The organism is Plantactinospora sp. BC1, from assembly GCF_003030345.1.
Taxonomy (GTDB): domain Bacteria; phylum Actinomycetota; class Actinomycetes; order Mycobacteriales; family Micromonosporaceae; genus Plantactinospora.
Map to the genome: position 1 here is coordinate 4,869,382 of NZ_CP028158.1, position 14,798 is coordinate 4,884,179.

Annotated in this window: 17 protein-coding genes; 11 read left to right on the top strand and 6 right to left on the bottom strand. The window is 71.5% G+C overall.

Annotation, left to right across the window (positions count from 1 at the left end; genetic code table 11):
• Positions 1-6: 6 nt before the first annotated feature.
• The 4 genes from C6361_RS21300 (at position 7) to C6361_RS21315 (ending at position 3,836) form a co-directional block, all read left to right on the top strand.
• Entirely contained in the window at positions 7-1,077 is a 1,071-nt protein-coding gene (locus C6361_RS21300) for an N-acetylmuramic acid 6-phosphate etherase (RefSeq protein ID WP_107268771.1), read from the top strand.
• Positions 1,078-1,535: 458 nt separating this feature from the next.
• Complete coding sequence (locus C6361_RS21305; protein WP_369930258.1) at positions 1,536-2,534, top strand: RNA polymerase sigma factor RpoD/SigA; 999 nt, start codon at positions 1,536-1,538, stop codon at positions 2,532-2,534.
• A 224-nt stretch (positions 2,535-2,758) separates the two neighbouring features.
• A complete protein-coding gene (locus tag C6361_RS21310; RefSeq protein ID WP_159079407.1) occupies positions 2,759-3,613 on the top strand; it encodes a helix-turn-helix transcriptional regulator in 855 nt (284 codons plus the stop codon).
• Between the two features lie 16 nt (positions 3,614-3,629).
• Positions 3,630-3,836 carry a DUF397 domain-containing protein gene (locus C6361_RS21315; RefSeq protein ID WP_107260240.1) on the top strand — a complete coding sequence of 69 codons (207 nt, stop codon included), beginning with the start codon at positions 3,630-3,632 and terminating at the stop codon, positions 3,834-3,836.
• Between the two features lie 53 nt (positions 3,837-3,889).
• Here the strand turns inward: C6361_RS21315 and C6361_RS21320 are convergent, their stop codons facing one another.
• Positions 3,890-5,005, bottom strand: coding sequence for a DUF1648 domain-containing protein (locus tag C6361_RS21320; RefSeq protein WP_107268772.1), 1,116 nt, complete (start codon positions 5,003-5,005; stop codon positions 3,890-3,892).
• Positions 5,002-5,412 carry a GntR family transcriptional regulator gene (locus C6361_RS21325; protein WP_234358927.1) on the bottom strand — a complete coding sequence of 137 codons (411 nt, stop codon included), beginning with the start codon at positions 5,410-5,412 and terminating at the stop codon, positions 5,002-5,004. Before C6361_RS21325 ends, C6361_RS21320 begins: the two co-directional genes overlap by 4 nt.
• 194 nt (positions 5,413-5,606) lie before the next feature.
• Here C6361_RS21325 and C6361_RS21330 point away from each other — a divergent pair, with 194 nt between their 5' ends.
• From C6361_RS21330 to C6361_RS21340, 3 genes are read left to right on the top strand one after another with little or no spacing between them, the layout of a single operon-like run.
• Positions 5,607-5,987 carry a hypothetical protein gene (locus C6361_RS21330; protein ID WP_107268773.1) on the top strand — a complete coding sequence of 127 codons (381 nt, stop codon included), beginning with the start codon at positions 5,607-5,609 and terminating at the stop codon, positions 5,985-5,987.
• A complete protein-coding gene (locus C6361_RS21335; protein ID WP_107268774.1) occupies positions 5,984-6,757 on the top strand; it encodes an ABC transporter ATP-binding protein in 774 nt (257 codons plus the stop codon). Before C6361_RS21330 ends, C6361_RS21335 begins: the two co-directional genes overlap by 4 nt.
• Complete coding sequence (locus C6361_RS21340; RefSeq protein ID WP_107260232.1) at positions 6,754-7,551, top strand: ABC transporter permease; 798 nt, start codon at positions 6,754-6,756, stop codon at positions 7,549-7,551. The genes C6361_RS21335 and C6361_RS21340 overlap by 4 nt, the downstream gene beginning before the upstream one ends.
• 53 nt (positions 7,552-7,604) lie before the next feature.
• Here the strand turns inward: C6361_RS21340 and C6361_RS21345 are convergent, their stop codons facing one another.
• Positions 7,605-8,282: a hypothetical protein gene (locus C6361_RS21345; RefSeq protein WP_107260231.1), complete on the bottom strand. Its 678-nt coding sequence runs from the start codon at positions 8,280-8,282 to the stop codon at positions 7,605-7,607.
• Positions 8,283-8,434: 152 nt separating this feature from the next.
• Here C6361_RS21345 and alr point away from each other — a divergent pair, with 152 nt between their 5' ends.
• Both alr and C6361_RS21355 read left to right on the top strand, forming a co-directional pair.
• Positions 8,435-9,613 carry an alanine racemase gene (gene alr / locus C6361_RS21350; protein ID WP_234358928.1) on the top strand — a complete coding sequence of 393 codons (1,179 nt, stop codon included), beginning with the start codon at positions 8,435-8,437 and terminating at the stop codon, positions 9,611-9,613.
• On the top strand, positions 9,606-10,640 hold the full coding sequence (locus C6361_RS21355; protein WP_304598499.1) for a D-alanine--D-alanine ligase family protein: 1,035 nt from the start codon (positions 9,606-9,608) through the stop codon (positions 10,638-10,640). Before alr ends, C6361_RS21355 begins: the two co-directional genes overlap by 8 nt.
• A 68-nt stretch (positions 10,641-10,708) precedes the next feature.
• Here the strand turns inward: C6361_RS21355 and C6361_RS21360 are convergent, their stop codons facing one another.
• Positions 10,709-11,671 (bottom strand): C40 family peptidase, encoded by a 963-nt coding sequence (locus tag C6361_RS21360; RefSeq protein ID WP_107260229.1) that lies wholly within the window; start codon positions 11,669-11,671, stop codon positions 10,709-10,711.
• 670 nt (positions 11,672-12,341) lie between these two features.
• Here C6361_RS21360 and C6361_RS21365 point away from each other — a divergent pair.
• Positions 12,342-12,881: a DUF6232 family protein gene (locus C6361_RS21365; RefSeq protein ID WP_234358929.1), complete on the top strand. Its 540-nt coding sequence runs from the start codon at positions 12,342-12,344 to the stop codon at positions 12,879-12,881.
• 85 nt (positions 12,882-12,966) lie between these two features.
• On the opposite strand, the gene C6361_RS21370 is transcribed toward C6361_RS21365, so the two are convergent.
• Complete coding sequence (locus C6361_RS21370; protein WP_107268776.1) at positions 12,967-13,833, bottom strand: helix-turn-helix transcriptional regulator; 867 nt, start codon at positions 13,831-13,833, stop codon at positions 12,967-12,969.
• A gap of 311 nt (positions 13,834-14,144) precedes the next feature.
• On the opposite strand from C6361_RS21370, the gene C6361_RS21375 reads away from it, so the two are divergent.
• Positions 14,145-14,330 (top strand): DUF397 domain-containing protein, encoded by a 186-nt coding sequence (locus C6361_RS21375; protein WP_107268777.1) that lies wholly within the window; start codon positions 14,145-14,147, stop codon positions 14,328-14,330.
• 155 nt (positions 14,331-14,485) lie between these two features.
• On the opposite strand, the gene C6361_RS21380 is transcribed toward C6361_RS21375, so the two are convergent.
• Entirely contained in the window at positions 14,486-14,797 is a 312-nt protein-coding gene (locus C6361_RS21380) for a DUF3817 domain-containing protein (RefSeq protein WP_107268778.1), read from the bottom strand.
• Position 14,798: the final 1 nt, after the last annotated feature.

Here is a 14,798-nt window from a genome sequence, read left to right on the forward strand (position 1 = left end):
GCGGACATGACGGCCGGACGGGTCGAACCCGGTGCACCACCCGCCGCCACCCCGCGTCCGGATTCCGACGCGGGGTCCTCTTACCCGCCGGTCGAGCCGGGTTACCCGGCCGACGGTACGGGCGGACGGGACGGCGGCGCGGGTGCGGTCGACGGGCGAGCGCCGGAACCGCGCGCGGTGGTCCGGGTCAGTTCCCCGACCGAGCTGCGCAACCCGCGCAGTCTCGACCTCGACCTGATGTCCGTCCGGGACGTCCTCAAGGTGATCAACGAGGACGACCGGCGGGTGCCGGCCGCGGTGACGAAGGTGCTGGACGAGATCGCGGTGGCGGTCGAGCTGGCCGTGACCGCGCTGCGGGCCGGCCGCCGGGTGCACTACTTCGGCGCGGGCACCTCGGGCCGGCTCGGTGTGCTCGACGCCGCCGAACTGGCGCCCACCTTCAACACCCCGGACCGCTGGTTCTGCGCACACCTCGCGGGCGGGCCGGACGCGATGTGGCGGGCCGTGGAGGACGCCGAGGACGACGAGACCGGCGGTGCCGAGGAGGCGCGCGGCTGCGTGTCCCCCGGTGACCTCGTGGTCGGCTTGGCCGCCAGCGGCCGTACCCCGTACGTGCTCGGGGCGCTCGGCGCGGCGACCGGGCTGGGCGCGGACACCGTGCTGATCTGTGCCGACCCGGGTGCCGTGGCGGCCCGCTCGGTGACGGTCTTCATCGGGGTGGAGACCGGCCCCGAGGTGGTTACCGGTTCGACCCGGATGAAGGCCGCGACCGCCCAGAAACTCGTGCTGAACGGTTTTTCCACCGCCGTGATGGTGCGGCTCGGGCGGGTCTACTCAAACCTGATGATCGACATGGTCGCCACCAACGCGAAACTGCGGGGACGAATGATCTCGATCCTCGTGGAGGCGACGGACTGCACCGAGGAGGTCGCGCAGCACGCGCTGACCGAGGCCGACGGTGACCTGAAGGCCGCCCTGGTGTCGCTGCTGTCCGGCGCGGCCGTCGCCGACGCCCGGGCCGCGCTGGACCGCTCGGCTAACCAGGTACGCGGCGCGATCGCCCTGCTCGCCGGCTGACCTCCGGGCGCTCCTCGGCCGGGTCCCGAAACGGCGGCAGGACGTCCGGGGGCCCGGCGCACGGACCCCGGGACTATCCCCGGGTCCCGGATTGTTGCCCAGGCGGAGGGGTAACCCTGGGGCGGCGGATGAACCGACCGGCCGCGCCGCGCGTGTATCGAAGCGTGACGAGCATCGCAGCAATCGGGTGACGTGGATCGCTGTGTGTCGTTGCGTGGCGATGATCCGATATCGGGTGCAGAGCCGTCGCAAGGCCCCGTAGCTGCGCCATCGCCGGCTCCGACATGCCCCGATCGGGACGACTGACAGCAAACGTCGATCGTGCTTTCAGCAACTACTCAGGCATTCGTGACACTTTCGACTCACCAGATGGAATCCCCAACGCGTCTCAACTGTTGTGTAGGTGTCAGCACCGCGGGGCACAGCGGAAGTTACGGGGAGGGCTGATGAACGTGGGGATGGCAGGAGCAGGAACCCGGGCCACCGGGAGGAACGACGAGGGGACCGTGGGGAACGTGGAGAAGAAGATCGTGATGCGGACCGACGAGGTCGCCGAGGAGCGCGACCTGGTCGGCGTGTACCTGCACGAGATCTCCCGCACACCGCTGCTCGACGCCGCCGCCGAGGTCGACCTCTCCAAGGCCATCGAGGCTGGCCTCTACGCTGAGCACCTGATCGACGAGGAGAAGCTTCCGGAGGGCGTCAGCCGCGCGGAGCTGGAGCGGCTGGTGGTCGAGGGGGAGCGGGCGAAGGACCTCTTCATCCGGGCCAACCTCCGGCTGGTCGTCTCCATCGCCCGCCGGTACGTCCGCTCCGGGATGCCGATGCTGGACCTGATCCAGGAGGGCAACACCGGTCTGGTCCGGGCGGTCGAGAAGTTCGACTACGAGCGGGGATACAAGTTCTCGACGTACGCGACGTGGTGGATCCGGCAGGCGATCAGCCGGGCGATCGCCCAGCAGGAGCGCACCGTACGGCTGCCCGTGCACCTGGTCGAGGACGTCAACCGGATGCGCAACGTGGCTCGCCAGCTCACCCGTGAGCTGGGCACCGACCCGGAGCCGGAGCAGATCGCGGCGGCCCTGGGCGTACCGGTGGAGCGGGTGCACGAGCTGGTCCGCTGGTCGCAGGACACCGTCTCGCTGGACACCCCGGTCGGCGACGACGGGGACACCAACCTCGGTGACCTGGTCGCGGACAGCGACGCCCCGTCGCCGGAGGAGATCGTGCTCACCGGCCTGGAGCGGCAGCGCATCGAGGGTCTGTTGAACCACCTCGACGACCGGTCGGCCGGGATCATGCGGGCCCGGTACGGCCTGGAGGACGGTCGCGAGCACTCGCTGACCGAGGTCGCGTCCCGGTTCTCGCTCTCCCGGGAGCGGATCCGGCAGCTGGAGATCCAGGCGCTGGGCCGGCTGCGCGAGCTGGCCCGGGCCGAGGGGCTACAGGCGGCCTGAGCCAGCGCCACTTCGACACACCGGCGAGCGGCCGGCGTCCCACGGGACGCCGGCCGCTCGCCGTATCCCAGGGCCGGACGTCGCCGGGTGCCTGCGGAGCGCGGTACCAACATCAACCATTAGGGTGACCGGCATCACGACAGTGAGTTCCGCTCGCGTCGGCAGGCGCGCCGTCCCCGACGGCCGGCACGCCCACCGCCGACGGAGGAATCGGGGAGGACTCCGTGCCGATCAGTCCGACCGCCCGGCGTCGCCGGCTCGGCATCGAGCTGCGCCGCCTGCGGGAACGGGAGCAGCTCACCCTTCTCCAGGTGGCACAGCGGATGAAGTGCTCCGATGCCAAGATCTCCCGGATCGAGGCGGGCAAGCACTCGACCCGGACCCGCGACGTCCTCGCGCTGCTCGACATCTACCGGGTGGCCGACGAACGGACCCGCGAGGTGCTGGCGACCCTGGCCAAGCAGTCGACCCAGCGCGGCTGGTGGGTCACCTACGGCGGGGCGATCCCGGACTGGTTCGAGGTGTACGTCGGGCTGGAGTCCGAGGCGACCGAGATCCGTACCGTGGAGACCCATCTGGTGCCCGGCCTGTTGCAGACCGAGGCGTACGCCACCGCGCTGATCCGGTCCACCCAGCCGCTCGCGCCGGCCGAGGAACTGACCCGTCAGGTCGAACTCCGACTGGCCCGGCAGCGGCGGCTGCACGAGCACGACCCGATGCGGCTGCGGGTGGTGCTCGGCGAGGCGGTACTGCGGTGCCGGGTCGGCGACGATGCGGTGATGCGCGACCAGCTCGGTCACCTGGCGGTGCTCGCCGAGCGGTCCCACGTCGAGTTGCGGGTGGTCCGGTTCAACAGTCCGGCGTACACCGCCTTCGGCCGGCCGTTCGCGATTCTCGGCTTTCCCGAGCCCACCGATCCGGGCCTCGTCTACACCGAACACCGGACCGGCGCGCTCTATATCGACGAGCCGGCCCAGATCGCCTCCTTCGCGCTTGCCTTCGACCACCTGGTTGCGGCAGCGTTGTCGCGGAAAGAATCGGCTCGGCTGCTCAGGGAGACGGCGGCCTTCTGGACGTGAGGGAGGGCCGGACGGAATGCGGCCGGAGGAAACTACGCTGAGCTGGCAAAAGAGCAGCCGATCTGGTGGCGAGGGCGGCAACTGCGTCGAGGTGGCCCGGCTCGCCAGCGGCGTCGCCGTACGTGACTCGAAGGACACGGAGGGCCCCGTGCTCCGGTTCGTGCCGACCGCCTGGGTGGCCTTCGTCACGGCCCTCGGCCCGGATGGCGGGGTCCCGGGCTGACCCGCTGGCGGCTCCCCGAACGGGCCGATCCCCGGGCGGTCCGCCGCGCCGGGTCAGACCAGCGCGGGCACCAGGACGCCGGCCAGCAGTGCCGCCAGGACGGCGGTCAGCAGCAGCAGGCTCCGGGGGTTGCCGAAGTTGAAGGTCCAGCCGATGCCGATCCGCTTCTGCACCAGGATCGCCGGGTCGTCGCGGTTGACGTAGCAGAGGCCGGCGAGCCGCCAGTACCGGTCGTCGTCGGCGTGCGCGGTGTCGGGGCGTTCGGCCGCCGGGGCGGCGACGGTGGAGATCCGGCTGCCGCCCTGGCCGGCGCGTAGCGCCACGACCACCAGGTAGACCGTGCCGAGCAGCGTGCAGAGCACCATCGCGGCGGTGGCCAGCGGGCCGGGTGCCCGCCCCTGCCACATCGGCAGGAAGGCGAAGAGCACGGTGAGGTTCCCACAGGCGGCGAGCACCAGCAGGGCCCGGGAGATGCGCCGGAGGAAGAGCCGGTGCTGGGTGGCCGAGCGCTTCGGCGCGGAGGGATCCAGATCGGCCCGGCTCCGGTAGGACCAGGCGAGCAGGCCGACCAGCAGGACCGTGGTGGCCAGTTCGAGTATCACCGGTACTGCGACCACCCAGGGCGACTTCGTCTGCCAGGCGACCACTGTGGAGCCGTTGGTGCGCATCGGCACCCGATCCGGCATCTCGGGATAGCTGGCGATTCCGGCGGCGAGCGTGATCAGCGGGACGAGCAGCGCGGGGAGTACCCACGGCCAGGGCAGCCGTTCGGGTCCGGTCCGCAGCGAGGTGTCCACCGCCACCCGCTGGCTGACGCCGCTGTACCAGCCGTCCTCGGCCTTCACCCGCTGGATCGCCTGGCGGGCCCGCAGGTAGCAGAGCCCGACCAGCAGCATCAGTGCCACCATCGGCACCAGGCCGACCAGCGCCACGGTCTCCTCGTCGCCGTCCACGGTCAGCATCAGCGGGATTCCGGCGAGCAGCCCGAGAAGTCCACCGACGGCGACCCTGCTCCGGAAGCTGCGGATCTGACCGGCGATGGCGGCGTCACCGGCCCGCTGGGCGGGCACCCGTACGCCGAACGGCAGCGTCGGTTGCTGGACCGCGGGCATGATCCAGGCGGAACCGGCGATCGTGAACAGCGCCACGCTGATCCAGGCGACAGTCATCGCGACTCCTCCTGTCCCTCGTCGAACGTGGTCAGCACCGTGCGGCAGATCTCCAGCACCTCTTCCCGGGTCAGGCCGTGCGCGGTCGCCTCGGCCAGCAGCGTGGTGGCCCGGCCGGTCCAGTCGGCGACGAACTCCGGTGCCGGTGGACCGGAGTGCGCGTCCCGGAGCACCACCGCGCCCGACTTCCGGTTGATCCGCAGCAGGCGCTGCTGGCGCAGCAGGTCGTAGCCCTTGTTGACGGTGTGGAAGTTGATGCCGAAGTCGGTGGCCAGGGCACGGGTGGAGGGGAGCGGGCTGCCCTCCCGGAGGGCGCCGCTGGCGATCGCCTCGACCACCCGGTCGCGGAGCTGCTGGTAGATCGGGACCTCGCTGTTCGGGTCCACCTCGATTATCACGCCGGCCACCCTCCCTGTTCCACAAGTTATAGAACAGCTCGGGTACCCGTGACAAGCCCGCCGCCCCCCGATCGTGGTGAGCCTGCGCACCCTGCGACGTCCGACTGCCGCTCGCCTTCCGCTTTGACATCTGCTATACAACTAATAGAACAGATGCCGCTCAGGTTCAGAGGCGGTCGACGAGGAACGCGGGGTGGAAACCGATGGCGACGATGAGGATCTCCGGCGACGCACTGGCCTTCGAGTTCGAGGGACTGGAACGACTCTGGCTCGGTCGACGGGCCCTGACCGTGCCACTGCGCTCCGTACGGCAGGTGGCGTACGTCGAGCGGCCGCTGCGGCTCGCCTCCGGTGCCCGCCGGGGGCTGGTGGTCACCGGCATCGCCAAGATGGGGGTGTGGGGGATCTTCGGCGGCCCGCGTCAGCTGGTCTACGCCCGCCACGGCATGCCGGGCCTGCACCTGCGACTCGACCGCAGCATGGTGCCGGGGGCCTTCGACGAGGTGGTCTTCGCCACCCCGGATGCGGCCCGACTCGTCGCCGCCGTCCAGCGGCGCGTCGCCGACACCGGGGACCGGGCATGAGCCGGCCGGGCGTCCCGGTCGAGGTCTCCGGGCTCAGCAAGCGGTTCGGCACCGTCACCGCCGTACGGGACCTCAGTTTCACCGTCCGGCCCGGGGCGGTCACCGGCTTCCTCGGCCCCAACGGCGCCGGCAAGACCACGACGTTGCGGATGATCCTCGGCCTGGTGAGGCCGAGTTCGGGTACCGCGACGATCGGCGGCCGGCGCTACCGGGACCTGGACCGGCCCTCCGGCACCGTGGGCGCGGTCTTCGACGCCTCGGCCTTCCATCCCGGGCACACGGCCCGGGACCACCTCCGGACCTACGCCGCGATGGGCGGCTACCCGGACAGCCGGGTCGAGGAGCTGCTCCGGCTGCTCGGGCTGGCCGACGCGGCCCACCGCCGGACGAGGACCTTCTCCACCGGCATGCGGCAACGGCTGAACCTCGCCACCGCACTGCTCGGCGACCCGCCGGTGCTGCTGCTGGACGAGCCCGGCAACGGGCTCGACCCGGAGGGCATCGCCTGGCTGCGGGACTTCCTGCGCGGGCTGGCCCGGCAGGGCCGGACCGTACTGATCTCCAGTCACGTACTCAGCGAGGTGCAGCAGATGGTCGACGACGTCGTGGTGATCCGGGCCGGACGGCAGGTGGTGGCCGGCCGGCTCGTCGACCTGGTCGGCGCGTCGGGAAGCCTCGAACAACTCTTCCTCCGGCTCACCGCCGCCGCACCGGACGGCGACGGCGGAGGTACCGGTGACCGGGCCGCGCAGATCGGAGGGGTCCGATGAACCGCCTGATCCGGGCCGAGTTCCGGCGGCTGCTGGCCAGCCGGCTCTGGCTGGTGGCGCTCGCGATCGCCGTACTCTGCGGCGCCGGGCTGATCGGTCTGCTGACCCTGCTCGGGCCGGAGAACTTCGACCCGCCGATGCCGGGACTCGACACCGAGACGGGGGTACGGGCCGTCCTCGGCATGGTCGGCTACACCATGTTCATCCCGGCGGTGCTGGGCACGCTCGCGGTCAGCGCGGAGTACCGGCACCGGACCGTCGACTTCACCTTCCTCTTCGCGCCCCGGCGCTGGCAGGTGCTGGTGTCGAAGCTGGTCGCGTACGGCGTCGCCGGGCTGGCGTACGGCCTGGTGCTCACCGGCTCCGGCGCGGCGGTCCTCTTCGCCGGGGCGGCGGCCCGGGACGTCACCCCGGGACTGGGCACCGGGTCGATCCTGGAGCTGTTCGCCCGGCTGGCCGTCTCGATGGCCGTGTACACGCTGCTGGGCGTCGGGATCGGGGCGCTGGTCGGCAACCAGGTGGCGGCCCTCGGCGTGGTGGTCGGCTACTTCTACCTGCTCGAACCCCTGCTCGCGATCGTCCCCGGCGTGAGCCAGCTCTATCCGTACCTGCCGGCCGGGGCGACCGCCTCGCTCACCGGGTTCAGCTATGTCGTCGACGCGGCCGCCGAGGAGCTCGGCACCACACCGGTCCAGCTCGTGTCACCGCTCGGCGGCGGGCTGCTGCTGCTGGGCTACGCGGCGGTGGCGGCGGTGCTCGCGGTCGCCGTACCCATGCGGCGGGACGTCACCTGAGCGGTGCCGGACGCCGGCACGCGGACTCGGCGACCGGTGCGGCTCGGCGGGGCTCAGCCGTCGAAGCGGGCGATCAGGTCGCCGATCCGTGCCGTCGGCTGGGCGTCGCAGAGCTGGTCGACGGCGGTCATCACCAGCGGACTGTCCACTCCGGAGATGCCCTTGGCCAGCCCGATCTGCCGGATCGCCGCGACCCGCTCCTCCGGCGGGGCCTGCTGGTATTCCTCGCAGCTGGAGTCGGCGGTCAGCCCGCCGGCCTCGCTGAGCCCGCCGAGCACCGCGCGGACCACCAGGCCGCCCACCGCCAGCAGCAGCACGACCGCGCCGAGGGCGACCCAGGGACCGTACCGGCGGGGCCGTCGACCGCCGCCCGATCCGGGTACGGCCCCGACCGGCTCCCGGGGCTCCGCCGGGGTGGCCGGCCGGTCCGCCACGACCGGTGCAGCGGCCGCCGCCGGCAGGGCTCCGACGGCGGCGGCCAGCTCGGCCGCGTACCCTGGATCCTCGGTCGCCGCGGTGCGCAGCAGGCGCTTGACCAGCGAGTTGTTCCGGGGCTCCCGGACCAGGTCGGCCAGCGCCTCGGCCTCGCCGAGGGCGCGCAGGCGCGCCGCCACCAGCTCGTAGAGTGGCCCGGCCGGCCCCGGCCCACCGGCCGAGGCGGCCTCCGGCAGGTGCGGGGCGAGGCGGTCGAGCACCACAGCGGCGAGCTTGCCGGCCTCCGACGGAGTCATCCCGGCAGGTTAGCGCCCGGCCGGCCCCGGCGCCGGCTCGGGCACCGCGTCGAGCCGGACCGGTCGGGGCGAGCCCGGTCGGCACGTGGTCGAACGGTTCTCGCACCTCGCCTTCACGAAAACCGCACAGACGCCTCCTAGTCTCACGCAACGTGATCAAACTCGGCGGAGCAGGTGGCCTGACACCCCTCGCGGAGGCGGTGGTCGACCTCGACGCGATCGCGCACAACACCCGTACCCTGGCCGGCCGGACCGGCGCGGAGCTGCTCGCCGTGGTCAAGGCGGACGGGTTCGGACACGGTGCCCTGCCGGTGGCCCGGACCGTGCTGGCGGCCGGCGCGCGGTGGCTGGGCGTGACCTCCCGGGCCGAGGCGCTCACCCTGCGGGCCGGCCGCGTCGACGCGCCGGTGCTCTGCTGGCTGCACGCCGAGGACGAGGATTTCGCCCCGGTCGTCGCGGCCCGGATCGACCTGTCGGTCGCCTCCGTGCCGCACCTGCGGGGGATCGCCGCCGGTGCGGCCCGGGCCGGCGTACGGGCCGAGGTGCACCTCAAGGTCGACACCGGACTCTCCCGCAACGGCGCCACCGAGGGCGAGTGGCCCGAGCTGGTACGCCTGGCGCGCGGCTTCGAGGCCGTCGGGCGGATCCGGGTACGCGGGGTCTGGTCCCATCTGGCCGGCGGGGAGTTGCCGGCCGACGCGCGGGACAGGACGCAGCTCCGGCGGTTCGGCCGGGCACTGGCGCTGGCCCGGTCAGCCGGGCTCGCGCCCGACCTGGTGCACCTGGCCAACTCGGCCGCCCTGGTCGGTCGCCCGGAGACGCACTTCGACCTGGTCCGGGCCGGCATCGCCGTCTACGGCGTGGAGCCGCTGCCGGGACTGCCCGCCGGACTGCGCCCGGCGCTGACCCTGCGCTCCCGGGTCATCCTCACCAAGCGGGTCGCGGCGGGCACCGGCATCTCCTACGGGCACGACCACGTCACCGCCGTGCCGACCACCCTGGCGCTGGTGCCGGTCGGCTACGCGGACGGGATCCCCCGGGCCGCCGCCGGGGCGGCCGAGGTCTGGATCCAGGGCCGCCGGTGCCGGATCGCCGGCCGGGTGACCATGGACCAGATCGTCGTCGACGTCGGTGACCTGCCGGTGCGTACCGGCGACGAGGTGCTGCTCCTCGGTCCCGGTGACCGGGGCGAGCCGACGGTCGTCGACTGGGCCGGTTGGGCCGGTACCAACCCGCACGAGATCTTCACCGGCATCGGATCCCGGGTCGGCCGGCGCTACCTGCCGGTGCGGGCCGGACTGGGCAGCGGACGGGAGCGGGTCAGTGTCTGAGTCACCCCTCAGTGTCGCGGTGTCACCCCTCGGGGTCGCGGTGTCACCGATCAGGGTCGCGGTGCTCTCCGGCGGGCGCAGCGGCGAGCACCGGATCTCCCGGCGGTCGGCGGCGAGCGTGCTGGCGAACCTGGACCGGGCGCGCTACCGGCCGGAACCGGTGTTGATCACCCGTACCGGGCAGTGGGTCTTCGGCACCGGGACCCCGGTCACCGTCTTCGAGGCGATCGAGCGGCTGCGTACGACCGACGTGATCTTTCCGACCCTGCACGGCCCGTACGGCGAGGACGGCACCCTCCAGGCGGTGCTGGAACTGACCGGCGTGCCGTACGTCGGCAACGGCGTGCTGGCCAGCGCCGCCGGGATGGACAAGGAGTTCACCAAGAAGCTGCTCGCCGCGGAGGGGATCCCGGTCGCCGACGCGGTGGTGTCCAAGCCCACCGATCCGGAGTGCGTGCCGCCGCAGGCGGAGTTGCGCCGGCTCGGCCTGCCGGTCTTCGTCAAGCCCGCCCGGGCCGGCTCCAGCCTCGGGGTGACCCGGGTGACCGACTGGACCGAACTGCCGGCCGCGCTGGAGTGGGCCCGGTCGAGCGACCCGAAGGTGCTCGTCGAGGCGGCGGTCCCCGGTCGCGAGATCGACCTGGCGGTGCTCGAACGTCCGGACGGCCGGCTGGAGGTCGGTCCGCCGCTGGAGATCCGGGTCACCGGGGAGCGGCCCTTCTTCGACTACGACGCCAAGTACGACGACCCGGAGACGGTCTTCGAGGTCCCGGCCCGGCTGGACGGGGCGGTGACGGCCGAACTCTCCGACCTCGCGGTGCGGGCGTTCCGGGCGCTCGGCTGCGCCGGGCTGGCCCGGATCGACTTCTTCCTCCGCGACGGCGTGCACCCGGTGCTGAACGAGGTCAACACCTTCCCCGGCTTCACCCCGGTGTCGCAGTACCCCCGGATCTGGCAGGTCGCCGGGATGGACTATCCGGAGCTGCTGGACGTACTGGTCGACAACGCGCTCGCGCGCCGGAGGTGACCCCTCCGGCGCGCGAGCAACACCGAGCTGAACCGAGCTGGGCTGAACTGAGCTGAGCTGCGGCTGGGCTAGCGGACGCGTCCGTAGCCGTACGGGTTCATCATGTCCACGTCGGCCAGCTTGACGCTCTCACCGGCCCGGGGCGCGTGGATCACCTTGCCGCTGCCCACGAAGAGCGCCACGTGGCCGAGTCCACTGTAGAAGACGAGATCGCCGGGTTTCAGCTCGCCACGGCCGATGTGTGCCACCCTGTCCCACTGCATCGCGGCGTTGTGCGGCAGGGACTTGCCGGCGGCCCGCCAGGCGGCCAGGGTCAGCCCGGAGCAGTCGTAGCCGTTCGGCCCCTCGGCCGCCCAGACGTACGGCTTGCCGATCGCGCCGTAGGCGTACCGGACGGCGACGCCGGCCTTGCCGGAGACGGCCGGGACGCTGCCGGTGTACCTGCTGCCGGAGGAGGTCGCCGACCCGTACGCCTCGCGGCGCATCTCGTAGAGCTTGGCCAGCTCGCCCTCGATCCGCTTCTTGCCGGCGGCCAACTGCTTCGCCTGGGCGGTCTGCCGGGCCAACGTGGCGTCGAGCCGGGCCTTCTCCTCGGTGTACTGCCGCTGCGTCGCCTCGAACCCGGCGATCTGCCGGTCCCGGTCCCGGGCCAACTGCTCCAGCGCACCGAGCCGGTTCACCAGGGTGTTGGCGTCGCCCCGGTTCAGCAACGCGCTCGCCGTGCTCAAGCCACCGAGCTTGTACGCCCGGCTGGCGAGTTCGGCCACCTCGGCCCGGCTCTGGTCCGCCTGCTGTTGCAGCGGTCCGATCCGGGCGCTGAGTGTCGCCGCGGCGGCCTTGCTCTCCTTGATTTCCTCGTTGAGCTTGTTGTAGGACTCGACGACCTGCTCCAGTTCGGCTGAGGCCTTGTTGATCCGCTGCGTGAGTTCGCCGGCCGAGGGTTCGGCCCGGGCCGCCGACATCGGGGCGAGAAGTGCCGCCGAGAGGCCGGCCGCGACGAGGGTACGCAGCAGGATCCGCACCGAAGACAACGTGTGCAGAACCCTTCTTCCTTGCGCCACCGCAATCCAGCCGGTGGCGGCCTTGCGCCACCGCGACTGCTGCCTGCGGCGACACCGGGCCGGCGCCACCCGGGGGGATGACTGACGACCGGGCCGGCCGGTTCAACGTAGCCCGGGGTCGGCATTACCGACAGTGGCGGGCGGGTGAGATGCGGCAGTGGCGAGCGATAACCCGAATGTCGTGATCACTGAACGTGCCGCACTCCGTCCGAGCCGTGATGTCGGGCGGCGGCGGGCGGCTTCTCCGGCCGCTCTCCGGCTCTTCGCCCGATAGGTCGGTGTTGGCGGATGGCGGCCCGGGCTGAGTATGGGCAAACCACCACGGAACCGGGCACAGGGCGACGGGAAGCCCGGCTGCCGCCTGGAAATCTGCCAGGTGGCTGTCTGCGTCCCTTCCACTTGCTGGTGTGCCCTTCGCACAATGAATGCGGGAGTCGACAAGGCTTTCCGGGGTCCGGCGTAGCAGTACACGGCGTAGTCGCCAGCAGGGGGGCGAGGTCGCGTGCAATGAATCAGCCGTAGTCCCGGGCGGCCAGCCTGCGCCCCGCACGCCCGCAAGACGATCGGCATCCGGCTGCCACCAGATGCCGATCTCTACGAACCATCCACACAGCCGCCTCAGGAGCCGTTGGAGGCAAGAATGGAGCCTACTCGCCCCCAGGTCCACCTGCCAGACGCGTCATTCGAGGTATCTGGACTGGCCCGTCCCCGCCCCGTCGACATCTACCGGGAACCCGGCGTACGGATCACCAACGAGGCGTTCATCGTCGCCGGCCGCAGGTTCACGATCTCCGAACTCACCCACCTACAGACCGCCCGCGGGCCGCACGACCGGCTGACGCTGCGCGCGGTGCTGGTCACCGCCGCGGTACTGGTCGGCATCGGGGTCGCGCTGGGCTACACCGGTGACCTCTACCGGCTCCCCGCCACCACCTACGCCGGGCTCGGGCTCGCCGCCTTCGTACCGGTCGGCCTCGCCCTGGTGGGCCACCGGTGGCGGCCGCCGGCCTACGAGCTGTGGGGAAAGTACCGGGGCGAGACGGTGCTGCTGTTCAGCTCCGACCACGAGCGGCAGTTCGGTCAGGTGACCCGGGCACTGATCCGCGCCCGGGAAGCCGCCCGACTGGGCGGGTTGGCGTACCCGCCGGCCTCGGACACCCCTTACGAGCCGATGTCCTAGCCGGGACCTGGCGAGGCGCGGTCCGCCGGACCCTCGACGGGGTCCGGCGGCGGCGCCCGCCGGACCGGCCGGTGGTTGACGCTGGTCAGCCGGCGAAGTCGGCGGCGATCTCGGAGATCCGGCGCATTGACTCGGCCGGGCTCAGTGCCGCCTCGCGGAGCCCGGTGAAGGTCCGCAGGTGCGCGGTCACCGCGTCGGGGTCGTCGAGTACGTCCTCCAGGCCGGTGCTCTCCAGATAGACCACGTCCGCGTCCTCCCCACCGGCGAAGCGCACGATCACGAACTGGCCGAGCGGGGTGTAGACGGTGGAGGTGAACGGCAGCACCTGGACGGTGATCCGGCCTGATTCGGCGAGGCCGACCAGATGCAGGAGCTGTTCCCGGATGACCGCCGGTCCGCCGGTCTGCCGGTGCAGTGCCGCCTCGTCGAAGACCACGACGATGTTCGGCGGATCGGGGCGACCGAGCATTTCCTGCTGGCGGCGCAGCCGCAATGCGACGGAGGTCTGTGCCTCGTCGGGATCGTCGAGTTTGGGAATTGCCGTCTTGAGGACCGCCTGCGCGTACGCCTGGGTCTGAAGCAGTCCCGGCATGCCGACGGACTGGTAGAAATAGAGTTCGGAGGACTCCGCCTCCAGACCGATGTACGAATAATAGGCCGGTGGCAGTGCGTCACGATATTGCGACCACCAGGTGCGTTGTCGGGAGACCCGGGCCAGTTGCACCAGTTCGGCGACCTGTGCGGGATCGCGCACCTGATAGTAATTGAGCAACGCCTTGACGTCGTTGGTGGATATCGAGACGTATCCCGCCTCTATCCGGATCAGCTTGGACAGCGACCAGTCCATGGCGAGCGCCGCCTGCTCCTGGGTGAACCCGGCGGCTTCCCTGGCCCGCCGGATCGCCGAACGGAGCTTGCGGCGACCCACGGTCGGGCCGTACGCCGTAGTCATCGGGAACGCTCCCTTCAAACGGCGCCCCGGCGGCCGAGCGAGGGTGGACCCGGCTCATTCTGATCCCGGCAACCTGCCACCTGGCTACCGGCTACCTGCCGGATTGCCAGACTTTTGTGCAGGCTACACGGGCCCGCCCCGTTCCACCAGCGTCCCTGCTTGCCGCGACCACGCCATCACCGTTTGTGTCCATTGTCGACACGCACATCATAATCGCGATATTCCGGGCTGTGCGGAATGGGGGGTGACGGGTAGCCTCTGTCCGTTGTCGCGGCATCTGCCGCAACAGTATTAGTTGCCGGGGAGGGCGCATGTCACAGACTGGTTCCGCCGAGCTCGTCTGGCGGAAGAGCACTCGATGCGAATCGCAGCATTGTGTCGAGGTCGCTCAGGTCGCCGGCGGTGCCGCCGTCCGCGACTCGGTCGATCCGGAGTCGTCGCTGCTGTTCGGCACGACGGCCTGGCGGGCATTCGTCGACGGGCTCCGCAACACGTGAAAAGCGACCCGGCGGCGTGATTCATTCACGTTCCGGTCCATCCGGTGTCGCCGAGCACGCGGTTTGACCTCGCCTATCGCGAGACATTCGAATGAATAAACGGCCCGATGGACGAACGGGGCGGCCCGCGATCGGCGGCCGCCCCGCGCCGGGGTTCAGCCGGCCACCGGCTCCGGCTCGCGTACCTGCCGGGTGACCGCCCGCTCGGCGAAGAACGAGACGAACGGGATCGTCCCGGCGAGCATGACCAGCACCATCCGGCCCAGCGGCCAGCGCGCCCGGCGACCCAGGTCGAAGGTGGCCACCAGATACACCATGTAGAGGAAGCCGTGCGCCGGGCCGACCGTCTCGACGACGATCGGATCGTTCCCGAGGTACTTGAGCGGCATGCCCACCACGACGAGCGCGATCAACACGACGCCGACGACGTAAGCGACCACACGGTAGCGGGTCAGGGCTGCGCCCACG

Bases quoted from the DNA above. Each gene is read 5' to 3' on its own strand.
- C6361_RS21300 (WP_107268771.1), top strand. From the start codon at position 7: ATGACGGCCGGACGGGTCGAACCCGGTGCACCACCCGCCGCCACCCCG.
- C6361_RS21305 (WP_369930258.1), top strand. From the start codon at position 1,536: ATGGCAGGAGCAGGAACCCGGGCCACCGGGAGGAACGACGAGGGGACC.
- C6361_RS21315 (WP_107260240.1), top strand. From the start codon at position 3,630: ATGCGGCCGGAGGAAACTACGCTGAGCTGGCAAAAGAGCAGCCGATCT.
- C6361_RS21320 (WP_107268772.1), bottom strand. From the start codon at position 5,005: ATGACTGTCGCCTGGATCAGCGTGGCGCTGTTCACGATCGCCGGTTCC.
- C6361_RS21330 (WP_107268773.1), top strand. From the start codon at position 5,607: ATGGCGACGATGAGGATCTCCGGCGACGCACTGGCCTTCGAGTTCGAG.
- C6361_RS21335 (WP_107268774.1), top strand. From the start codon at position 5,984: ATGAGCCGGCCGGGCGTCCCGGTCGAGGTCTCCGGGCTCAGCAAGCGG.
- C6361_RS21340 (WP_107260232.1), top strand. From the start codon at position 6,754: ATGAACCGCCTGATCCGGGCCGAGTTCCGGCGGCTGCTGGCCAGCCGG.
- C6361_RS21345 (WP_107260231.1), bottom strand. From the start codon at position 8,282: ATGACTCCGTCGGAGGCCGGCAAGCTCGCCGCTGTGGTGCTCGACCGC.
- C6361_RS21365 (WP_234358929.1), top strand. From the start codon at position 12,342: ATGGAGCCTACTCGCCCCCAGGTCCACCTGCCAGACGCGTCATTCGAG.
- C6361_RS21370 (WP_107268776.1), bottom strand. From the start codon at position 13,833: ATGACTACGGCGTACGGCCCGACCGTGGGTCGCCGCAAGCTCCGTTCG.
- C6361_RS21375 (WP_107268777.1), top strand. From the start codon at position 14,145: ATGTCACAGACTGGTTCCGCCGAGCTCGTCTGGCGGAAGAGCACTCGA.